11 protein-coding genes are annotated in these 13,136 nt (G+C 67.0%); 3 read left to right on the plus strand and 8 right to left on the minus strand.

Annotated elements, in window-relative coordinates:
* The first annotated feature begins 6 nt into the window (after window positions 1-6).
* Both D3F03_RS14830 and D3F03_RS14835 read left to right on the plus strand, forming a co-directional pair.
* Window positions 7-2,007 carry a lytic transglycosylase domain-containing protein gene (locus tag D3F03_RS14830; protein ID WP_119110212.1) on the plus strand — a complete coding sequence of 667 codons (2,001 nt, stop codon included), beginning with the start codon at window positions 7-9 and terminating at the stop codon, window positions 2,005-2,007.
* A gap of 120 nt (window positions 2,008-2,127) precedes the next feature.
* A complete protein-coding gene (locus D3F03_RS14835) occupies window positions 2,128-2,817 on the plus strand; it encodes a glutathione S-transferase family protein (protein ID WP_119110213.1) in 690 nt (229 codons plus the stop codon).
* A 15-nt stretch (window positions 2,818-2,832) separates the two neighbouring features.
* On the opposite strand, the gene D3F03_RS14840 is transcribed toward D3F03_RS14835, so the two are convergent.
* The 4 genes from D3F03_RS14840 to D3F03_RS14855 form a co-directional block, all read right to left on the minus strand.
* Window positions 2,833-4,230 carry a phenylacetate--CoA ligase family protein gene (locus D3F03_RS14840; RefSeq protein WP_119110214.1) on the minus strand — a complete coding sequence of 466 codons (1,398 nt, stop codon included), beginning with the start codon at window positions 4,228-4,230 and terminating at the stop codon, window positions 2,833-2,835.
* A 167-nt stretch (window positions 4,231-4,397) separates the two neighbouring features.
* Entirely contained in the window at window positions 4,398-5,324 is a 927-nt protein-coding gene (locus D3F03_RS14845; RefSeq protein ID WP_119110215.1) for an MBL fold metallo-hydrolase, read from the minus strand.
* A 19-nt stretch (window positions 5,325-5,343) separates the two neighbouring features.
* On the minus strand, window positions 5,344-7,029 hold the full coding sequence (locus tag D3F03_RS14850; protein ID WP_119110216.1) for an AMP-binding protein: 1,686 nt from the start codon (window positions 7,027-7,029) through the stop codon (window positions 5,344-5,346).
* A gap of 60 nt (window positions 7,030-7,089) precedes the next feature.
* Window positions 7,090-7,830, minus strand: a complete 741-nt coding sequence (locus D3F03_RS14855) for an FFLEELY motif protein (protein ID WP_119110217.1) — start codon at window positions 7,828-7,830, stop codon at window positions 7,090-7,092.
* Between the two features lie 50 nt (window positions 7,831-7,880).
* On the opposite strand from D3F03_RS14855, the gene D3F03_RS14860 reads away from it, so the two are divergent.
* Entirely contained in the window at window positions 7,881-8,798 is a 918-nt protein-coding gene (locus D3F03_RS14860) for an esterase/lipase family protein (RefSeq protein ID WP_119110218.1), read from the plus strand.
* 72 nt (window positions 8,799-8,870) lie between these two features.
* Here the strand turns inward: D3F03_RS14860 and phhA are convergent, their stop codons facing one another.
* The 4 genes from phhA to D3F03_RS14885 all read right to left on the minus strand — a co-directional run bounded on the left by phhA (window position 8,871) and on the right by D3F03_RS14885 (window position 13,102).
* Window positions 8,871-9,701 carry a phenylalanine 4-monooxygenase gene (phhA, locus tag D3F03_RS14865; RefSeq protein ID WP_119110219.1) on the minus strand — a complete coding sequence of 277 codons (831 nt, stop codon included), beginning with the start codon at window positions 9,699-9,701 and terminating at the stop codon, window positions 8,871-8,873.
* Between the two features lie 167 nt (window positions 9,702-9,868).
* Window positions 9,869-11,008, minus strand: a complete 1,140-nt coding sequence (gene hppD, locus D3F03_RS14875; protein WP_119110220.1) for a 4-hydroxyphenylpyruvate dioxygenase — start codon at window positions 11,006-11,008, stop codon at window positions 9,869-9,871.
* Window positions 11,009-11,225: 217 nt separating this feature from the next.
* Window positions 11,226-12,167, minus strand: coding sequence for a lipase secretion chaperone (locus D3F03_RS14880; RefSeq protein ID WP_119110221.1), 942 nt, complete (start codon window positions 12,165-12,167; stop codon window positions 11,226-11,228).
* Window positions 12,164-13,102 (minus strand): esterase/lipase family protein, encoded by a 939-nt coding sequence (locus D3F03_RS14885; RefSeq protein WP_119110222.1) that lies wholly within the window; start codon window positions 13,100-13,102, stop codon window positions 12,164-12,166. The genes D3F03_RS14880 and D3F03_RS14885 overlap by 4 nt, the downstream gene beginning before the upstream one ends.
* Window positions 13,103-13,136 lie beyond the last annotated feature (34 nt).

Consider the following 13,136-nt stretch of genomic DNA (forward strand, 5'->3'; position numbering starts at 1 on the left):
CCCCCCATGCATTGGATGAAGATTCTGACACCCTTGGCGCTTTCGTTGTCCCTGATGGGCATGGGGAGCAGTGCGCAGGCGCTGGCCGTGGGTGCGGCGCCCACGGCGGCGGACCAGGTGCTGATCGATATGCAGCAGGCATTTCGCAAGAAGGACCGCGTGCGTCTGGCGCAGCTCCTGCCACAAACGCGCGGCCATGCACTGGAGCCCTGGGCCGCGTACTGGGAACTGCGTGCGCGGCTGGAAGACGCGCAGGCGAGCGAAGTCGACGCCTTTTTGCAGCGCTGGGCCGGCACTTACCAGGAAGATCGGCTGCGCAACGACTGGCTGCTGCTGCTCGGCCAGCGGCGTGAATGGGCGCGCTTTGCCGCCATGCAGCCGCAATTTCGCATGGGCGATGACCGCGAAGTGCGCTGCTACGCGTTGACGATCGACCAGATCGAAGGGCACGCGCCGCAGGACATAGGGGCCCAGGTGCGCGAGAACTGGTATGCGCAGCGTGACGCGGACGACGGCTGCACGCACGCGGCGAGCGAGCTGTTTTCTGCGGGTGCGCTGTCAGCGAGTGATGTATGGCGCAAGGCGCGCCTGGCCATGGAGGCCAACCGCGTGCGTGCTGCGCGCGATGCCGTGGCCATCGTGGCGGCGGATTGGTTGCCGCAGGTCACGCAGCTGAACGATGCGCCCACCAAGTTCCTGCGTGCGCACTCCACCGCGCCTGGCCGCCAGCGCAAGGAAATCATGGTGCTGGCGCTGATCAAGTTGGCCACCAGCGACCCCGACAACGCGGCCCAGCTGCTGGACGCCAAATGGAGCGTGCATTTCAATGCCGAAGAGCGCAACTGGACCTGGGGCGTGATCGGCAAACAGGCCGCGTTGCGCCTCTCGCCCATGGCGAGCGACTACTTTGCCAAGGTCAGCCGCGACGCCGATCTGAGCGACGAATTGCTCGCCTGGAAGGTGCGCGCAGCCCTGCGTGCCGGCCAGTGGGACATGGTGCGCAAGGCGATCTCCGCCATGTCGCCCGGCGCGCAAAAAGACAGCGCCTGGACCTATTGGAAGGCGCGCGCCCTGCTACAGGGCCGTGTGACGGACGCCGAACGTGCCGAGGCCACCGCCTTGCTGCGCTCGATTGCCGGCCCCGGCGGTTTCTACGGGCAGTTGGCCCTGGAAGACCTGGGCGAGCGCGTCAGCGTGCCGCCAGCGCCCGCGCCGCTCACGGCGGAGGAAAAAGCGGCCGCGCGTGCCAACCCCGGGCTCAACCGTGGGCTCTACGCGATCCTGATTGGCTTGCGGCACGAAGGCGTGCGCGAATGGAACTACGCCACCAACCTGCACGAGCGCGGCGGTATGGGCGAGCGCGAGTTGCTCGCCGCAGCCGATTTCGCCTGCCAGTACGAGGTGTGGGACCGCTGCATCAACACCAGCGAGCGCACCCAGGCGGTGGCCGATTATTCGCAGCGCTACCCCATGCCGTTCGAGGGCGCGGTGGTGGCGCACAGCCGCCAGGTGGGGCTGGACCCGGCCTACGTGTACGGACTGATCCGCCAGGAGAGCCGCTTCATCATGGACGCGCGCTCGGGCGTGGGCGCTTCGGGCCTGATGCAGGTCATGCCGGCCACGGCGCGCTGGACGGCGAAAAAAATCGGACTGGCCGGCTTTACCCCCGACCAGCTGCACGACCGCGACACCAACATCACCATCGGCACGGCCTACCTCAAGCTGGCGCTGGACGATTTTGCCGGCTCCATGCCGCTGGCCGCCGCGGCCTACAACGCCGGGCCAGGCCGGCCGCGCAACTGGCGCAACGGCCCGGTGCTGGACGCGGCCATCTGGGCCGAGAACGTACCGTTCACCGAAACGCGCGATTACGTGAAGAAGGTGCTGGCCAACACCACCAACTACGCGGCGCTGCTCACCGGCAAGCCGCAGTCGCTGCGCGAGCGTCTGGGCAAGATCGGTCCGCGCGATGCGGCGGCGCCCGAGGTGAACAAGGAACTGCCTTGAAGTTTTGATATTTTTGGCCTCTAGCGCTTATGGGGTAAGCGCAAGAAGCTATGTTTATGATAGCTACATCGCTGCATCTTGGGTCAGCGCATCACGGGGTTTCTGCCTAAGATAGTGGCCATGCTCACCGTCCACCACCTTGAAACCTCGCGTTCGCAGCGCATTCTCTGGCTGCTGGAAGAACTGGGTGTTCCGTACGACCTGAAGGTCTACGCGCGTGACCCGCGCACCCGGCTGGCGCCGGCCGCGCTGCGCAAGGTGCATCCGCTGGGCAAGTCGCCGGTGATTACCGAGAACGGCGAGACGATTGCCGAGTCGGGCGCCATCATCGAATACCTGGTGGAAACCCACGGAACCCATGCCAGCGGCGATCTGGCGCATTTGCAGCCCCGGCCCGGAACGCCCGAGCACCGGCGCTGCCGCTTCTGGATGCACTACGCCGAGGGCTCGCTGATGAACTGGCTGGTGATGAAGCTGGTGTTCACCAGCATTCCGCGCCAGCCCATGCCGTTTTTTGCCAGGCCCATTGCCCGCGCGCTCTGCGCCAAGGTGCAGGAGCAATTGGTGGACCCGAATGTGGATGCGGCCCTGGCCTTCATGGAAGACCACCTGGGCCGCCACCGCTGGTTTGCCGGCGAGCACCTGAGCATGGCCGATTTTCAAATGAGCTTTGCCGTCGAAGCCGCGCTCTCGCGCGCCGCCAAGGCCAAGGACTGCCCCAAGCTGCAGGCCTATTGCGCACGCATGCAGGCGCGGCCGGCGTACCAGATGGCCATCGCCAAGGGTGGGCCGGTGGTGATGGCGGCCTGACGGCGCATGGGTCGATCAGGTCTTGGCGCAGGCCACGATGCGGCAGGCCTTGCCGCTGCGCCCGCGCGGTGTGCGCTGGCCCAGCTTGCCGCGCACCTCGATGGCACCCAGCCCCATGGCGCGGGCAAAGCTCTGCAGCTCGGCGCAGCAGCGTGCCAGCGCCTGGTGCCCGGCCTCGCCTTCCAGGGGCAGCTGCAGTTCCAGGGTGCAGGCATCGATCTGGCGCAGGTAGAAGTCGAACACCCCTGCCTTGTCTTCCAGCACGGTGGACAGCGCCAGCGGCAGCAGCGTCACGCGCCGGCCGTCCGGCCCGCACATGACCAGCGGCTCGTCGTGGCGGCCTTGCACCTGCACCACGGGCAGCGGGGAGCCGCAACGGCAGCGCTCGGTGTGCACCGTGATCTGGTCGCCCAGGGCGTAGCGCACCAGCGGCTGTACGTGGTTGGCCAGGTTGGTCAGCAGCACGCTGCTGGCGGCGTGGCCGGCGGGCACCGGGCGCAGGTGCTCGTCCACCGGTTCCAGAATCACCCAGTCGGCGTTCACATGCATCTGGCCGTGTGCGCATTCCCAGCCGATGGAGAGGAACTCGGAGGCGCCGTAGCTGTTGCGCACCGCGCCGCCGAGCTGCCGCGTGATGTGGTCCCGCACGCCAGGCGCCAGATACTCGCCGCCGGTCCAGATTTCGCGCGGCCGGATGCGCAAGGCGCCGCGTGCGGCTTCGTCGGCCAGGAGGGCGGCGGCTGTGGGGTAGGTGGCGATGGCGGTGGGGGCAAAGGCATTGAGCGCCTGCACCAGTGCCCCCAGGGGTTGGAGCAGCGAAAAGCTGCGCGTGCTGTGGGCCAGCCATGGGTTGAGGGTGCACAGCCGCCGCACCGACACGGTGCTGGCAAAGTGTCCGTCGATGGCGCCGATAAAGGCCGTGCGCTCGCCCAGCCCCAGCGGGTCCCACCAGCTCGACAGCAGGGGTTTGGGCGGCGGGCTGCGGCGCAGGGCTTCGAGTGCGTCGTACACGGCCATGGCCTGGGCATCCTGCACAAAAATGCCCGGCTGGCCGCTGGTGCCCGAGCTTTCCCACACCATGTAGCGGCCCAGCCAGGGCTCGCCAATGCGGTTCGGGTCGGCGGTGAAGGCGCGCAGCGCATCGAGTTGCAACTGCGGGTCGGTCACCCAGTCGTTGAAGTTCGCCATCAACTGTGCCCGCGTCACCACGGGAAGTTGGTGCAGTGCGGTGTTGGGCGTGGTGCCGGCGGGCCACAGCGAGCGGTACAGGCGGGAGCCCCGCAGGGTGGATTCGAGCAGCGCAGCCAGGCGGGTTTGCTGGCGCCGCGCAATGTCCTGCGGCGTGCCGCGCTGGGCGGCCGCCACGTCTAGCGATACCGTGGACAGGCGCAGTGCGTCGAACACGGTGCTCATGCTGCCGCCGCTGCGTCGGGGCCTGGCAGGACCGCCGAAGCCGTCCGGGGTAACGCATTCACGCGGGCCATGGGCCGTTCTCCTGCGGGTGGCAACAGCGTCCATCATAGGACGTGCCACCCGGGCTTCCCCGACCCGTGCGCACCAGAACAGGTGCTGCTGCAGGCTCAGACGTTGAGCAGCAGCGATCCCTCGCGCCGCGCGGCGCCCGAGCGCAGCAGCTCGTCCACCAGGCTGTCGAGCCATTCGCGCTCGCTCTGGTCGGCAAAATGCGTGGCGTGCAACTGGCCGAAATACGGGGTGGCCTTGGCCCAGGCTTCCAGTGCGCGCTGTTCGATGCGCTGCCATTCGAGCAGCTTGTATTTCAGCAGCACCTTGGCGGCATACAGCGCATGTTTTTGCGGCGCGCGCACAAAGCCGTCGAGGCGCCGGCGTGCCGTGCTCAGGGCGCGCGGCGCATCGGCAAACACCGGGCCGTGACCCGGAATGACCACAGCGGGGGCGAGGCGCTCGATCACGTCGAGCGTCGCGGCCACCTCGCCAAACGCGGCGATGCCTTCGAGTTCGGGGAACACCACGCCAAAGCCGTTTTCCCACAGCGCATCGGCCGAAATCAGGATGCGCTCCTGCGGTTCGAACAGCACGATGGAATGCGGGTCATGCCCCGGCGCGGCGTGGATCTGCCAGGGTTTGCCGCCCAGCCGCACCTCGCGGCCCGGCGCCAGCACGCTGTCGCAGCGAAAGGGCGGGCATTCCTGGCCGGTGGGCGTGTAGCTGAGCGCGTAGGCATCCCAATGGCGCACATGCTCTGCCTGCCCGGGCGCAATGGCGGTGTGCACGCCCGGCCAGGCCTGCTGCAGCGCGGCATTGCCCCCGCAGTGGTCGCTGTGCAGGTGCGTGTTCAGGATGCGGGTGAGCGGCACGTCGCCCAAGGCCGAGCGCACCAGCGCCACCGTCTGCTGCGCGTGGCTGCAGTAGCCAGTGTCCACCAGTGCAGCGCCGTCGGGGCCCGTGAACAAGACGTTGTTGGACGAGAGCCAGCCGCGCTCGAATACGGTGATTTCAGGCGGTAGCGCAGGTGTAGCAAGCGTCATCAGCTATTGTTTTTGAAGTTCATGCAGTGTGCCGCAACTCGCGCCGCAGGATCTTTCCTACGTTGGTTTTTGGCAGGTCGTCGCGGAACTCGATACGGCTAGGGCGCTTGTAGCCGGTCAGATTGTCGTGGCAATAGCGCGCCACGTCGTCCTCGGTCAGGCTCGCGTCGCTGCGCACCACGAAGAGCTTGACCGACTCGCCCTGGCGCTCGTCGGGCACGCCCACGGCCGCGCATTCGAGCACGCCGGGGCACAGCGAGACCACGTTCTCGATTTCGTTGGGGAAGACGTTGAAGCCGCTGACCAGGATCATGTCCTTCTTGCGGTCGACGATGCGGGTGTAGCCCTCCGCGTCCATGATGCCGATGTCGCCGGTGCGCAGGAAACCGTCGGCCGTGAAGGCGGCGGCGTTTTCCTCGGGTTTTTCGTAGTAGCCCGGTGTCACGTTGGGGCCGCGGATGCAGATTTCGCCCGGCTCACCGAGTGCCAAACTGTTGCCCTCGTCGTCCTTGATGGCGATGTCGATGCCCGGCAGCGGCAGGCCGATACTGCCGGAAAACTCGGTGGTGTTCACCGGGTTGTTGGTGCCGATGGCGCAGGTTTCGCTCATGCCCCAGCCTTCGACCATGGTGCTGCCGGTGACCTTCTGCCATTGGCGCGCCGTGCCCTCGGATGCTGCCATGCCGCCGGCCTGTGACACGCAGAGCTGCGAGAAATCCAGTGTGCGGAACTGCGGGTTGTGGAGCAGCGCATTGAACAAGGTGTTCACCGCCGGCAGCATGTGGAAGGGGCGCTTCTTGAGCACCTCGACGAACTTGGGAATGTCGCGCGGGTTGGGAATCAGGGTCAGGTGCGAGCCCTGGCGGATTGCCAGCAGGCACAGCGTGAGCGCGAAGATGTGGTACAGCGGCAGCGCGGCAATGCTGTTGGCGCGGGTGACGTCGCCCATTTTGGCCAGCGCCGGGGTGAACCAGGCCTCGGCCTGCAGTGTCGCGGTGACGATGTTGCGGTGGGTCAGCACCGCGCCTTTCGATCGCCCCGTGGTGCCGCCGGTGTATTGCAGGAATGCCGTGTCGTCCAATGTGGCGCTGCTGGCGGTGAGCGTGCGCCGCGCGCCATCGGCCAGGGCCTGGCGGAAGGTGACCAGCGTGCGCCCCGCCGAGAGCGGCAGGCTGTAGGCCGGCACCATCTTGGCGAGGTGGCGCACGGCAAAGGTGATCCAGCGGCCGTACCAGAAGCCCAGCAGGTCGCCCATGGACGCCATCACCACGCGCTGCACGCCGGTGTGCCCAATGACTTCGGCCAGGGTATGGGCGAAGTTCTCCAGGATGACGATGGCGCTGGCGCCCGAATCCTTGAGCTGGTGCTCCAGCTCGCGTGCGGTGTAGAGCGGGTTGACGTTGACGCAGATGTAGCCCGCGCGCAGCACCGCCGCCATGGTCACGGCGAACTGCGGAATATTGGGCAGCATGATGGCCACGCGCGCACCGGGTGCGAGCCCCTGGCCTTGCAGCCAGGCCCCCAGCGCGGCAGACTGGCGGTCGAGCTCGGCATAGCCCATCCACTGCTCCATGCAGACCGAGAACGGGCGCCCGGCATGCTGGCGCATGGCGTCTTCGATCATGTGGGCGGCCGAGCGGTACTGCTCGGGGTGCACCTCGTGCGGTACGCCTGCGGGGTAATTCTTGAGCCAGATCTTGTCCATGCGAGGAAGCGGGTGCAAAGTGACGAAACCTTTGATTCTGTTGGGCCTTGCTGTACGGGCCTACCGGGCTTGTCCTAGGGTGTGGGCCAATTGCGTCTCGCAGGCGACAAGCTCGGCGTCGAACAGCAAGCCCATCAAGCGGGTTTCGCGTTCGCGCACCGTGTCCAGAAAACCTTCGACGGCGCCGCGCTTCCTTGCCAGCGCGCCAAACGTGTCGAAACCCACCTCCAGGAAATGCTGCAATGCGCCCATGCCTGCCGCCTGGGCGGGCCCGCGCATGGCGCGCAGGAGAAGGCGCAGGCCGGGTGTGCGGGTGAAGCGCGTCAGGTCGTGGCCCAGCTCCATCACCCAGGCCAGCTGCTGGCGCCGCGCTTCGGGCTGGCCCGCCGTCTTCCAGGCTGCGGCGTAGCGGCCCGCTTCGGGGGTGGTTGCGGGCTGCGCCAGCCAGGCCTGGGCCATGGCGTGGTCCAGCTCCTCGGTCTTGGCGTGCAGCAGCGCCAGCGTCAGCGCGGTGTGGACCACCGGGCGGGGAAAGACGGTTTGCAGCGTGCCGGCGATGCGTGCGAACTGCGCGTCGCGGGCGCTGTAGTCGCCGGGGCTGTAGAGCTCATCCAGGAAAAATTGCGTGGCGGGGCGTACCGTGGGGTCGCGCATCAGATCGGTGTAGCTTCCCATGAAGCGGCGCGACTGAAACTGCTTGATGTCGCGCACGGCGGTGGCCAGCGCGGGGTTGGACGCCTGCGCGGCGCGCAGTTCGGTCACGCGGGCAATACTTTGCCGGATGTTTTCTGCTGCGTCCATTTCGAGATTTCGGCTTGCACAATAGGGCTTGCACCCATTACACCATTGCCATGATCGCCCGCCTCCAAGCCACCTGGACCATTGGCCTGCTGCTGATGGCGGCCCTCTGGCTGGTTTTTGCCCTGCCGCGCTCGCCCGTTTGGGCCGTGGGCGGTCTGGCGTTCGCCGCGCTGCTGTACCTGGCTGTGATGGCGCTGCAGTTCACCTTGATGCAGCGCGTGAATGCCGCAGACCCGGCGCCGCGCGCCCGGCTTGCGCAGGTGGTGCGCGCCTGGTGGGCCGAGCTGGGCGTGGCGCTGCGCGTGTTCTGCTGGGACCAGCCCTTTCGCAGCCATGCGGAACCCGACTGGCTGCCCACGGCGCCCGCTGGCCAGCGCGGTGTGGTGCTGGTGCACGGGTTTTTGTGCAACCGGGCGCTCTGGCGCCCGTGGTTCGAGCCCCTGCGCGCCGCCGGCCATGCCTACGAGGCGGTGAACCTGGAGCCGGTGTTCGGTTCGATTGACGATTACGCGCCCACCATCGAGGCGGCTGTGCAGCGTGTGCACGCGGCCACCGGCCTGGCGCCGGTGCTCATCTGCCACAGCATGGGGGGCCTCGCCGCGCGTGCCTGGCTGCGCGCCTGCGCAGGCGAGGCGCGGGTGCAGCATGTCATTACCCTGGGCACGCCGCACCGCGGCACCTGGGCCGGGCGCTTCTCGCGCGCCGCCAATGGCCGGCAGATGGCGCTTGACGGTGATTGGGTAGGCGCGCTCAGCGGGGCCGAGCCGCCGGGCCGTGCGGCGCTGTTCACCTGCTGGTATTCCAACTGCGACAACATCGTCTTCCCCACCAGCACCGCCACCTTGCGGGGCGCCGACAACCGTTTGATTGCCGGCGTGGCGCATGTGGAGATGGCGCGCCGCCCCGAGGTGCTGCAGGGCTGCCTGGCCTTGCTGGCGCGGGCAGCAGATCCTGTTGTAAAAAGTTAAGCCAAATTGGCCTATAGCGCTTATCTGATAAGCGTTAGTAGCTATTGAAACAAGAGCAACTTCCCTGCCTGCTCAGTCGCCTGATGCGTTGGCGGCGATCTCGGGCAGGCCGCGCAAGCGTTCGTACACCGGCGCGAAATCGGCCGCTGTCATGTCGAACAGGTCCTGGAAGCTGTCGATGACGAAATACGTTTCCTGGAAGCTGTCGATCTTGTAGCGGGTGCGCATGGTGCGCTCCAACTGCAGCGGCCGGCGCTGTGGTGCGCTGCTTTGCACCGAATACGGCAACTCGCCCGACGAACTCAGAATGCCTGCGCCATAGGCGCGCAGGCCGCCGGCTTCGCGGATCAGGCCAAACTCGATGGTGTACCAGTACAGGCGCGAGAGCATTTCGCAGGCGCCCAGGCGCTCGGCCTTGAGCCCGCCCTGGCCGTAGCGCTGCACGTAATCGGCAAACACCGGGTTGAACAGCAGCGGCACATGGCCGAACAGGTCGTGGAAGATGTCGGGCTCGACGATGTAGTCGAACTCTTCGGGCGTGCGGATCCAGTCCGTCACCGGGAACTTGCGGTTGGCGAGCAGGGTGAAGAAAGGCACTTCGGGGATCAGCCCCGGCACGCCGACGATCTCCCAACCGGTGGCAGGTTTCAGGCGCGCGTTGATGTCTTCGAAGCGTGGGATGCGGTCCTCTGCGCCCAGCGACGGCAGCGCGGCGATGAAGGCCTCGCTGGCCAAGCCTGGCAGCAACGCCGACTGGCGCGCGTAGAGGCGCCGGTAGGTGTCGTGGTCCTGCTCGGTGTAGCGGGCGTAGTCTTGCGGGCAGGTGTAGTCGGCGCCCGCGCGGGCGTAGTCGCCGCGCGGGGGGCGCTCGCTGGCGCCATAGACGACGGGTTCGATGGCCATGGGGTCTCCTTTTCAGTCTTCATGGGGCATGTACCGGCCACGGCGCATGCAACCGGCGCCGCCCAGGCCAGGGCCGCCCCGCCGCGCTGGCGGCGTCCCCCTGCCCGCGTCGCGCAGCGATGCGAGAGCGGGGGGAAGGAGCGGAGCGACACAGGGGGTGTCTCTATTCAGGCTGGTGCCTTGAGCACGCCACGGCGGATCTGGTCGAGTTCGATGGATTCGAACAGCGCCTTGAAGTTGCCGTTGCCGAAGCCGTCGTCGCCCTTCCTCTGGATGAACTCGAAGAAGATCGGGCCGAGCTGGTTTTCGCTGAAGATTTGCAGCAGCAGGGCGCCCTTCTTGCCGTCGATCAGGATCTTGCGCTTGTGCAGTTCTTCGAGCGGCTCGCCGTGGCCCGGAATGCGCTTGTCCACCAGCTCGTAGTAGGTGTCGATGGTGTCGAGCAGGCGCACGCCGCTGGCACGCAGGCCGTCCACGGTCTTGTAGAGATCGTCCGAGCCCATGGCGATGTGCTGGATGCCTTCGCCCTTGTAGCTATCGAGGTACTCCTGGATCTGGCCGGGGTTTTCCTTGCCTTCCTCGTTGATCGGGATGCGGATCTTGCCGCAGGGGCTGGTCATGGCCTTGCTCTTGACGCCCGTCACCTGGCCTTCGATGTCGAAGTAGCGGATCTCGCGGAAATTGAACAGCCGTTCGTAGAAATCGGCCCACTCGCCCATGCGGCCGCGGTGCACGTTGTGCGTGAGGTGGTCGATATAGGTCAGGCCGTGCCCAAAGGGCGCTAGGGCTTCCTGGGCGCTGACACCGGGCAGGGCCTCGAAATCGACATCGAAGAAGCCGATGTTGCCGATGTCTCCGGGCTGTGCGCCGCCCTTGCCGCGCCAGCGGTCGACAAAGTAGATCAGGCTGTCGCCAATGCCTTTGATGGCCGGAATGTTCAGTTCGCCCGGTCCCGCCTTGCCGGCGTAGCCCCAGGCGCCCAGCGACACGGCACGCTCGTAGGCTGCCTTGGCGTCGTGCACGCGGAATGCGATGGCGCAGACGCTGGGGCCGTGCAGGCGCGCAAAACGCTGGGCGAAGCTGTCGGGCTCGGCGTTGATCAGGAAGTTGATCGTGCCCTGGCGGTACAGGATGACGTTCTTGTGGCGGTGGCGCGCCACCGGCTTGAAGCCCATGGCCTCGAAGGCGCGGCCCATGGCGGCGGGGTCGGGCGCGGCGTATTCAATGAATTCAAAGCCGTCGGTGCCCATGGGGTTGTCCCAGGCGGCATGGGCGTCGGTGGACGCGAGGGTTTCGGTGGGCTGCATGCGGTCTCCGTCTTGTGGAAGGTTCTTGGCGCTGGTTCGCGAAGCTTGGAGCCGATGCGGGCGGGCCTTTGCGAACGAACTCCTGCACTTTAGACGTGACTTTGATCAATATTTAGGCGAATTGCTCCGCTTTAACGCAGGTTTATTCGATGGTCCTGCGCTGCGTCAAGGCGCTCAACAGCGTATCTGCGGCGCCTAAAGGGGCGCCTGCGCTGTTTCAGTGGACCGAAACAGCGCGCAACGCCAGCGCCGCATCGAGCCGCAATTGCTCCTGCGGCGTGAAGCTGCGCTCGCGCAACTGCGCCAGGGCATTGGCGTCGGTCTGGCTTGCCTGGGCGCGTGCATAGTCGTCCAGCCGTGCGTTCCAGTCGCGGTCTTGCGCGTCCAGTTGGGCCAGGCGCTGGGCGGCGTCTTCGCCAAAGCGCGCGCTGCGCTGGGCAAAGCGGGTGCGGTCGTCGGTTCCGGCGGCGTTGAAGGCGGCGGTTTGCGCGCCCACGGCTTCTTGCACCACGCTCTGCGCCCGCTCGGCGCGTTGCTGCGGGTCGAGTTCGGTTTCCGTGCCCGCGAGCGCCTGGCGGCGCTGCTCCGCGGTCAGATCGGGGTTGCGCTCGATTTCCAGACGCGCCAGGGTGTAGCGGTCGAGCGCCTGCTGGTCGGCAAACAGCGCGTCGAATTCAGATTCGTCGAAATACTGGCGGCGCAGCGCATCGCGGGCCTGCAGCACGTCGCGCAGGGCCCGTGGATCGGTGGCGTCCTCGGGTGGCTTGAGTTCGCCCAGGGCGACGCGGTAGTCCACATAGCGCTCGGCCAAGGCCAGGGCGCGCGTGCTGAGCGCCTCGCCAAAGCGCCGTGCCACCAACTCGGCGAGGCGTCGCTTCAAGGCTTGGGGGTCGGGCATGTTGCCGGCTTCCAGCAGCATTGCTTCCAGTTCATCGCGCAGCCCTGGGGCGAGCAGGGGGTCGACGGCGTTGGAGGGCCGCGCCAACGCGTCAGGCGGCGCAGCGCTTGGGCCGTGCATAGGCTGTGCCAGCCGAACGCCCGCTGGTGCATGGCCAGGGCTTTGGGGCGTCAGCACCCCGGTGCCCTGTGGGATCAGCCACCATGCGCCGGCCGCAAGCACCGCGGCCGCGCACACCAGCGCAATGGCGCGTCCCTTCACAGTCCTGCGTTCTTCAGGCGGTGGGCCTGCTCACGGTACAGCGTGACCGGATCGGGTGAGAACCAGTCGCGCAGGCCCACCATCTGGTTGATTTCGTCCAGGTGGTTCTGCCGGTAATCGCCCAGGTGGCGGCCCAGATGGGCCGAGCAAGCCGCCACCAGTCCATCGTTGGCTTCGCCAAACACCAGGCCGGTGGCAAACAAGGCCGCGTCGCTCGGGTCAAGCACGTTGGTCAGCGTGTTCTTGCCGGTCCAGGAGTAATAGCGCACGCCCGCCACCAGTTCGGCGCCGTTGCCGCAGCCGCTGGTGGGCACGCCTGCGCCAAAGCGCTGGTTGAAGCGGGCCGAGCCGGCCGTGGTCAGCGAATCGAGGGCGGCGGTGGGCATCTGCGGCAGGCCGCTGCCGCCCGAGGCCAGGTTGATCAAGGTCACCAGGGCGCCAGCGGCACCCTGGGCAATTGTCTCGCCTACACTGCCGGCCGGGGCTACGCCGCGCAACACATCGGCCACGCGCGAACCACGGTTGACGCCGCCAACCGAAGTGACCGAGGCCACGAGTTGCGGCGCCACACCGGCCACATAGCGCGCCGTGGGGCCGCCGTGGGAGTGGCCGATCAGGTTCACCTTGGCCGCGCCGGTGATCGCCAGAATGTTGCGCACCTGTGCGAGCAACTGTTCGCCGCGCACTTCGGTGCTGTTGGCGGCCGACACCTGCGCCACGTAAACCTGGGCGCCATTCTGGCGCAGGTTGCTGGGGATGCCGTAGAAATAGTCGATACCAAAAACCGAATCAAAGCCGAAGAGCCCATGCACCAGCACGATGGGATAACGCGTTTGGGCGTAGGTGCTTGCAGCCGTGGCGGGCAGGGCAGTGGCGCACAGCAGCACGAGAGCGAAAAACCAGCGCATCGGCAACTGGCGGAAAAATGCGGTCATGGTGTCTCCTGATCGTTATAGACAAAAAAGAACG

It is taken from the genome of Simplicispira hankyongi (assembly GCF_003570885.1).
Classification (GTDB): Bacteria; Pseudomonadota; Gammaproteobacteria; order Burkholderiales; family Burkholderiaceae_C; genus Simplicispira; species Simplicispira hankyongi.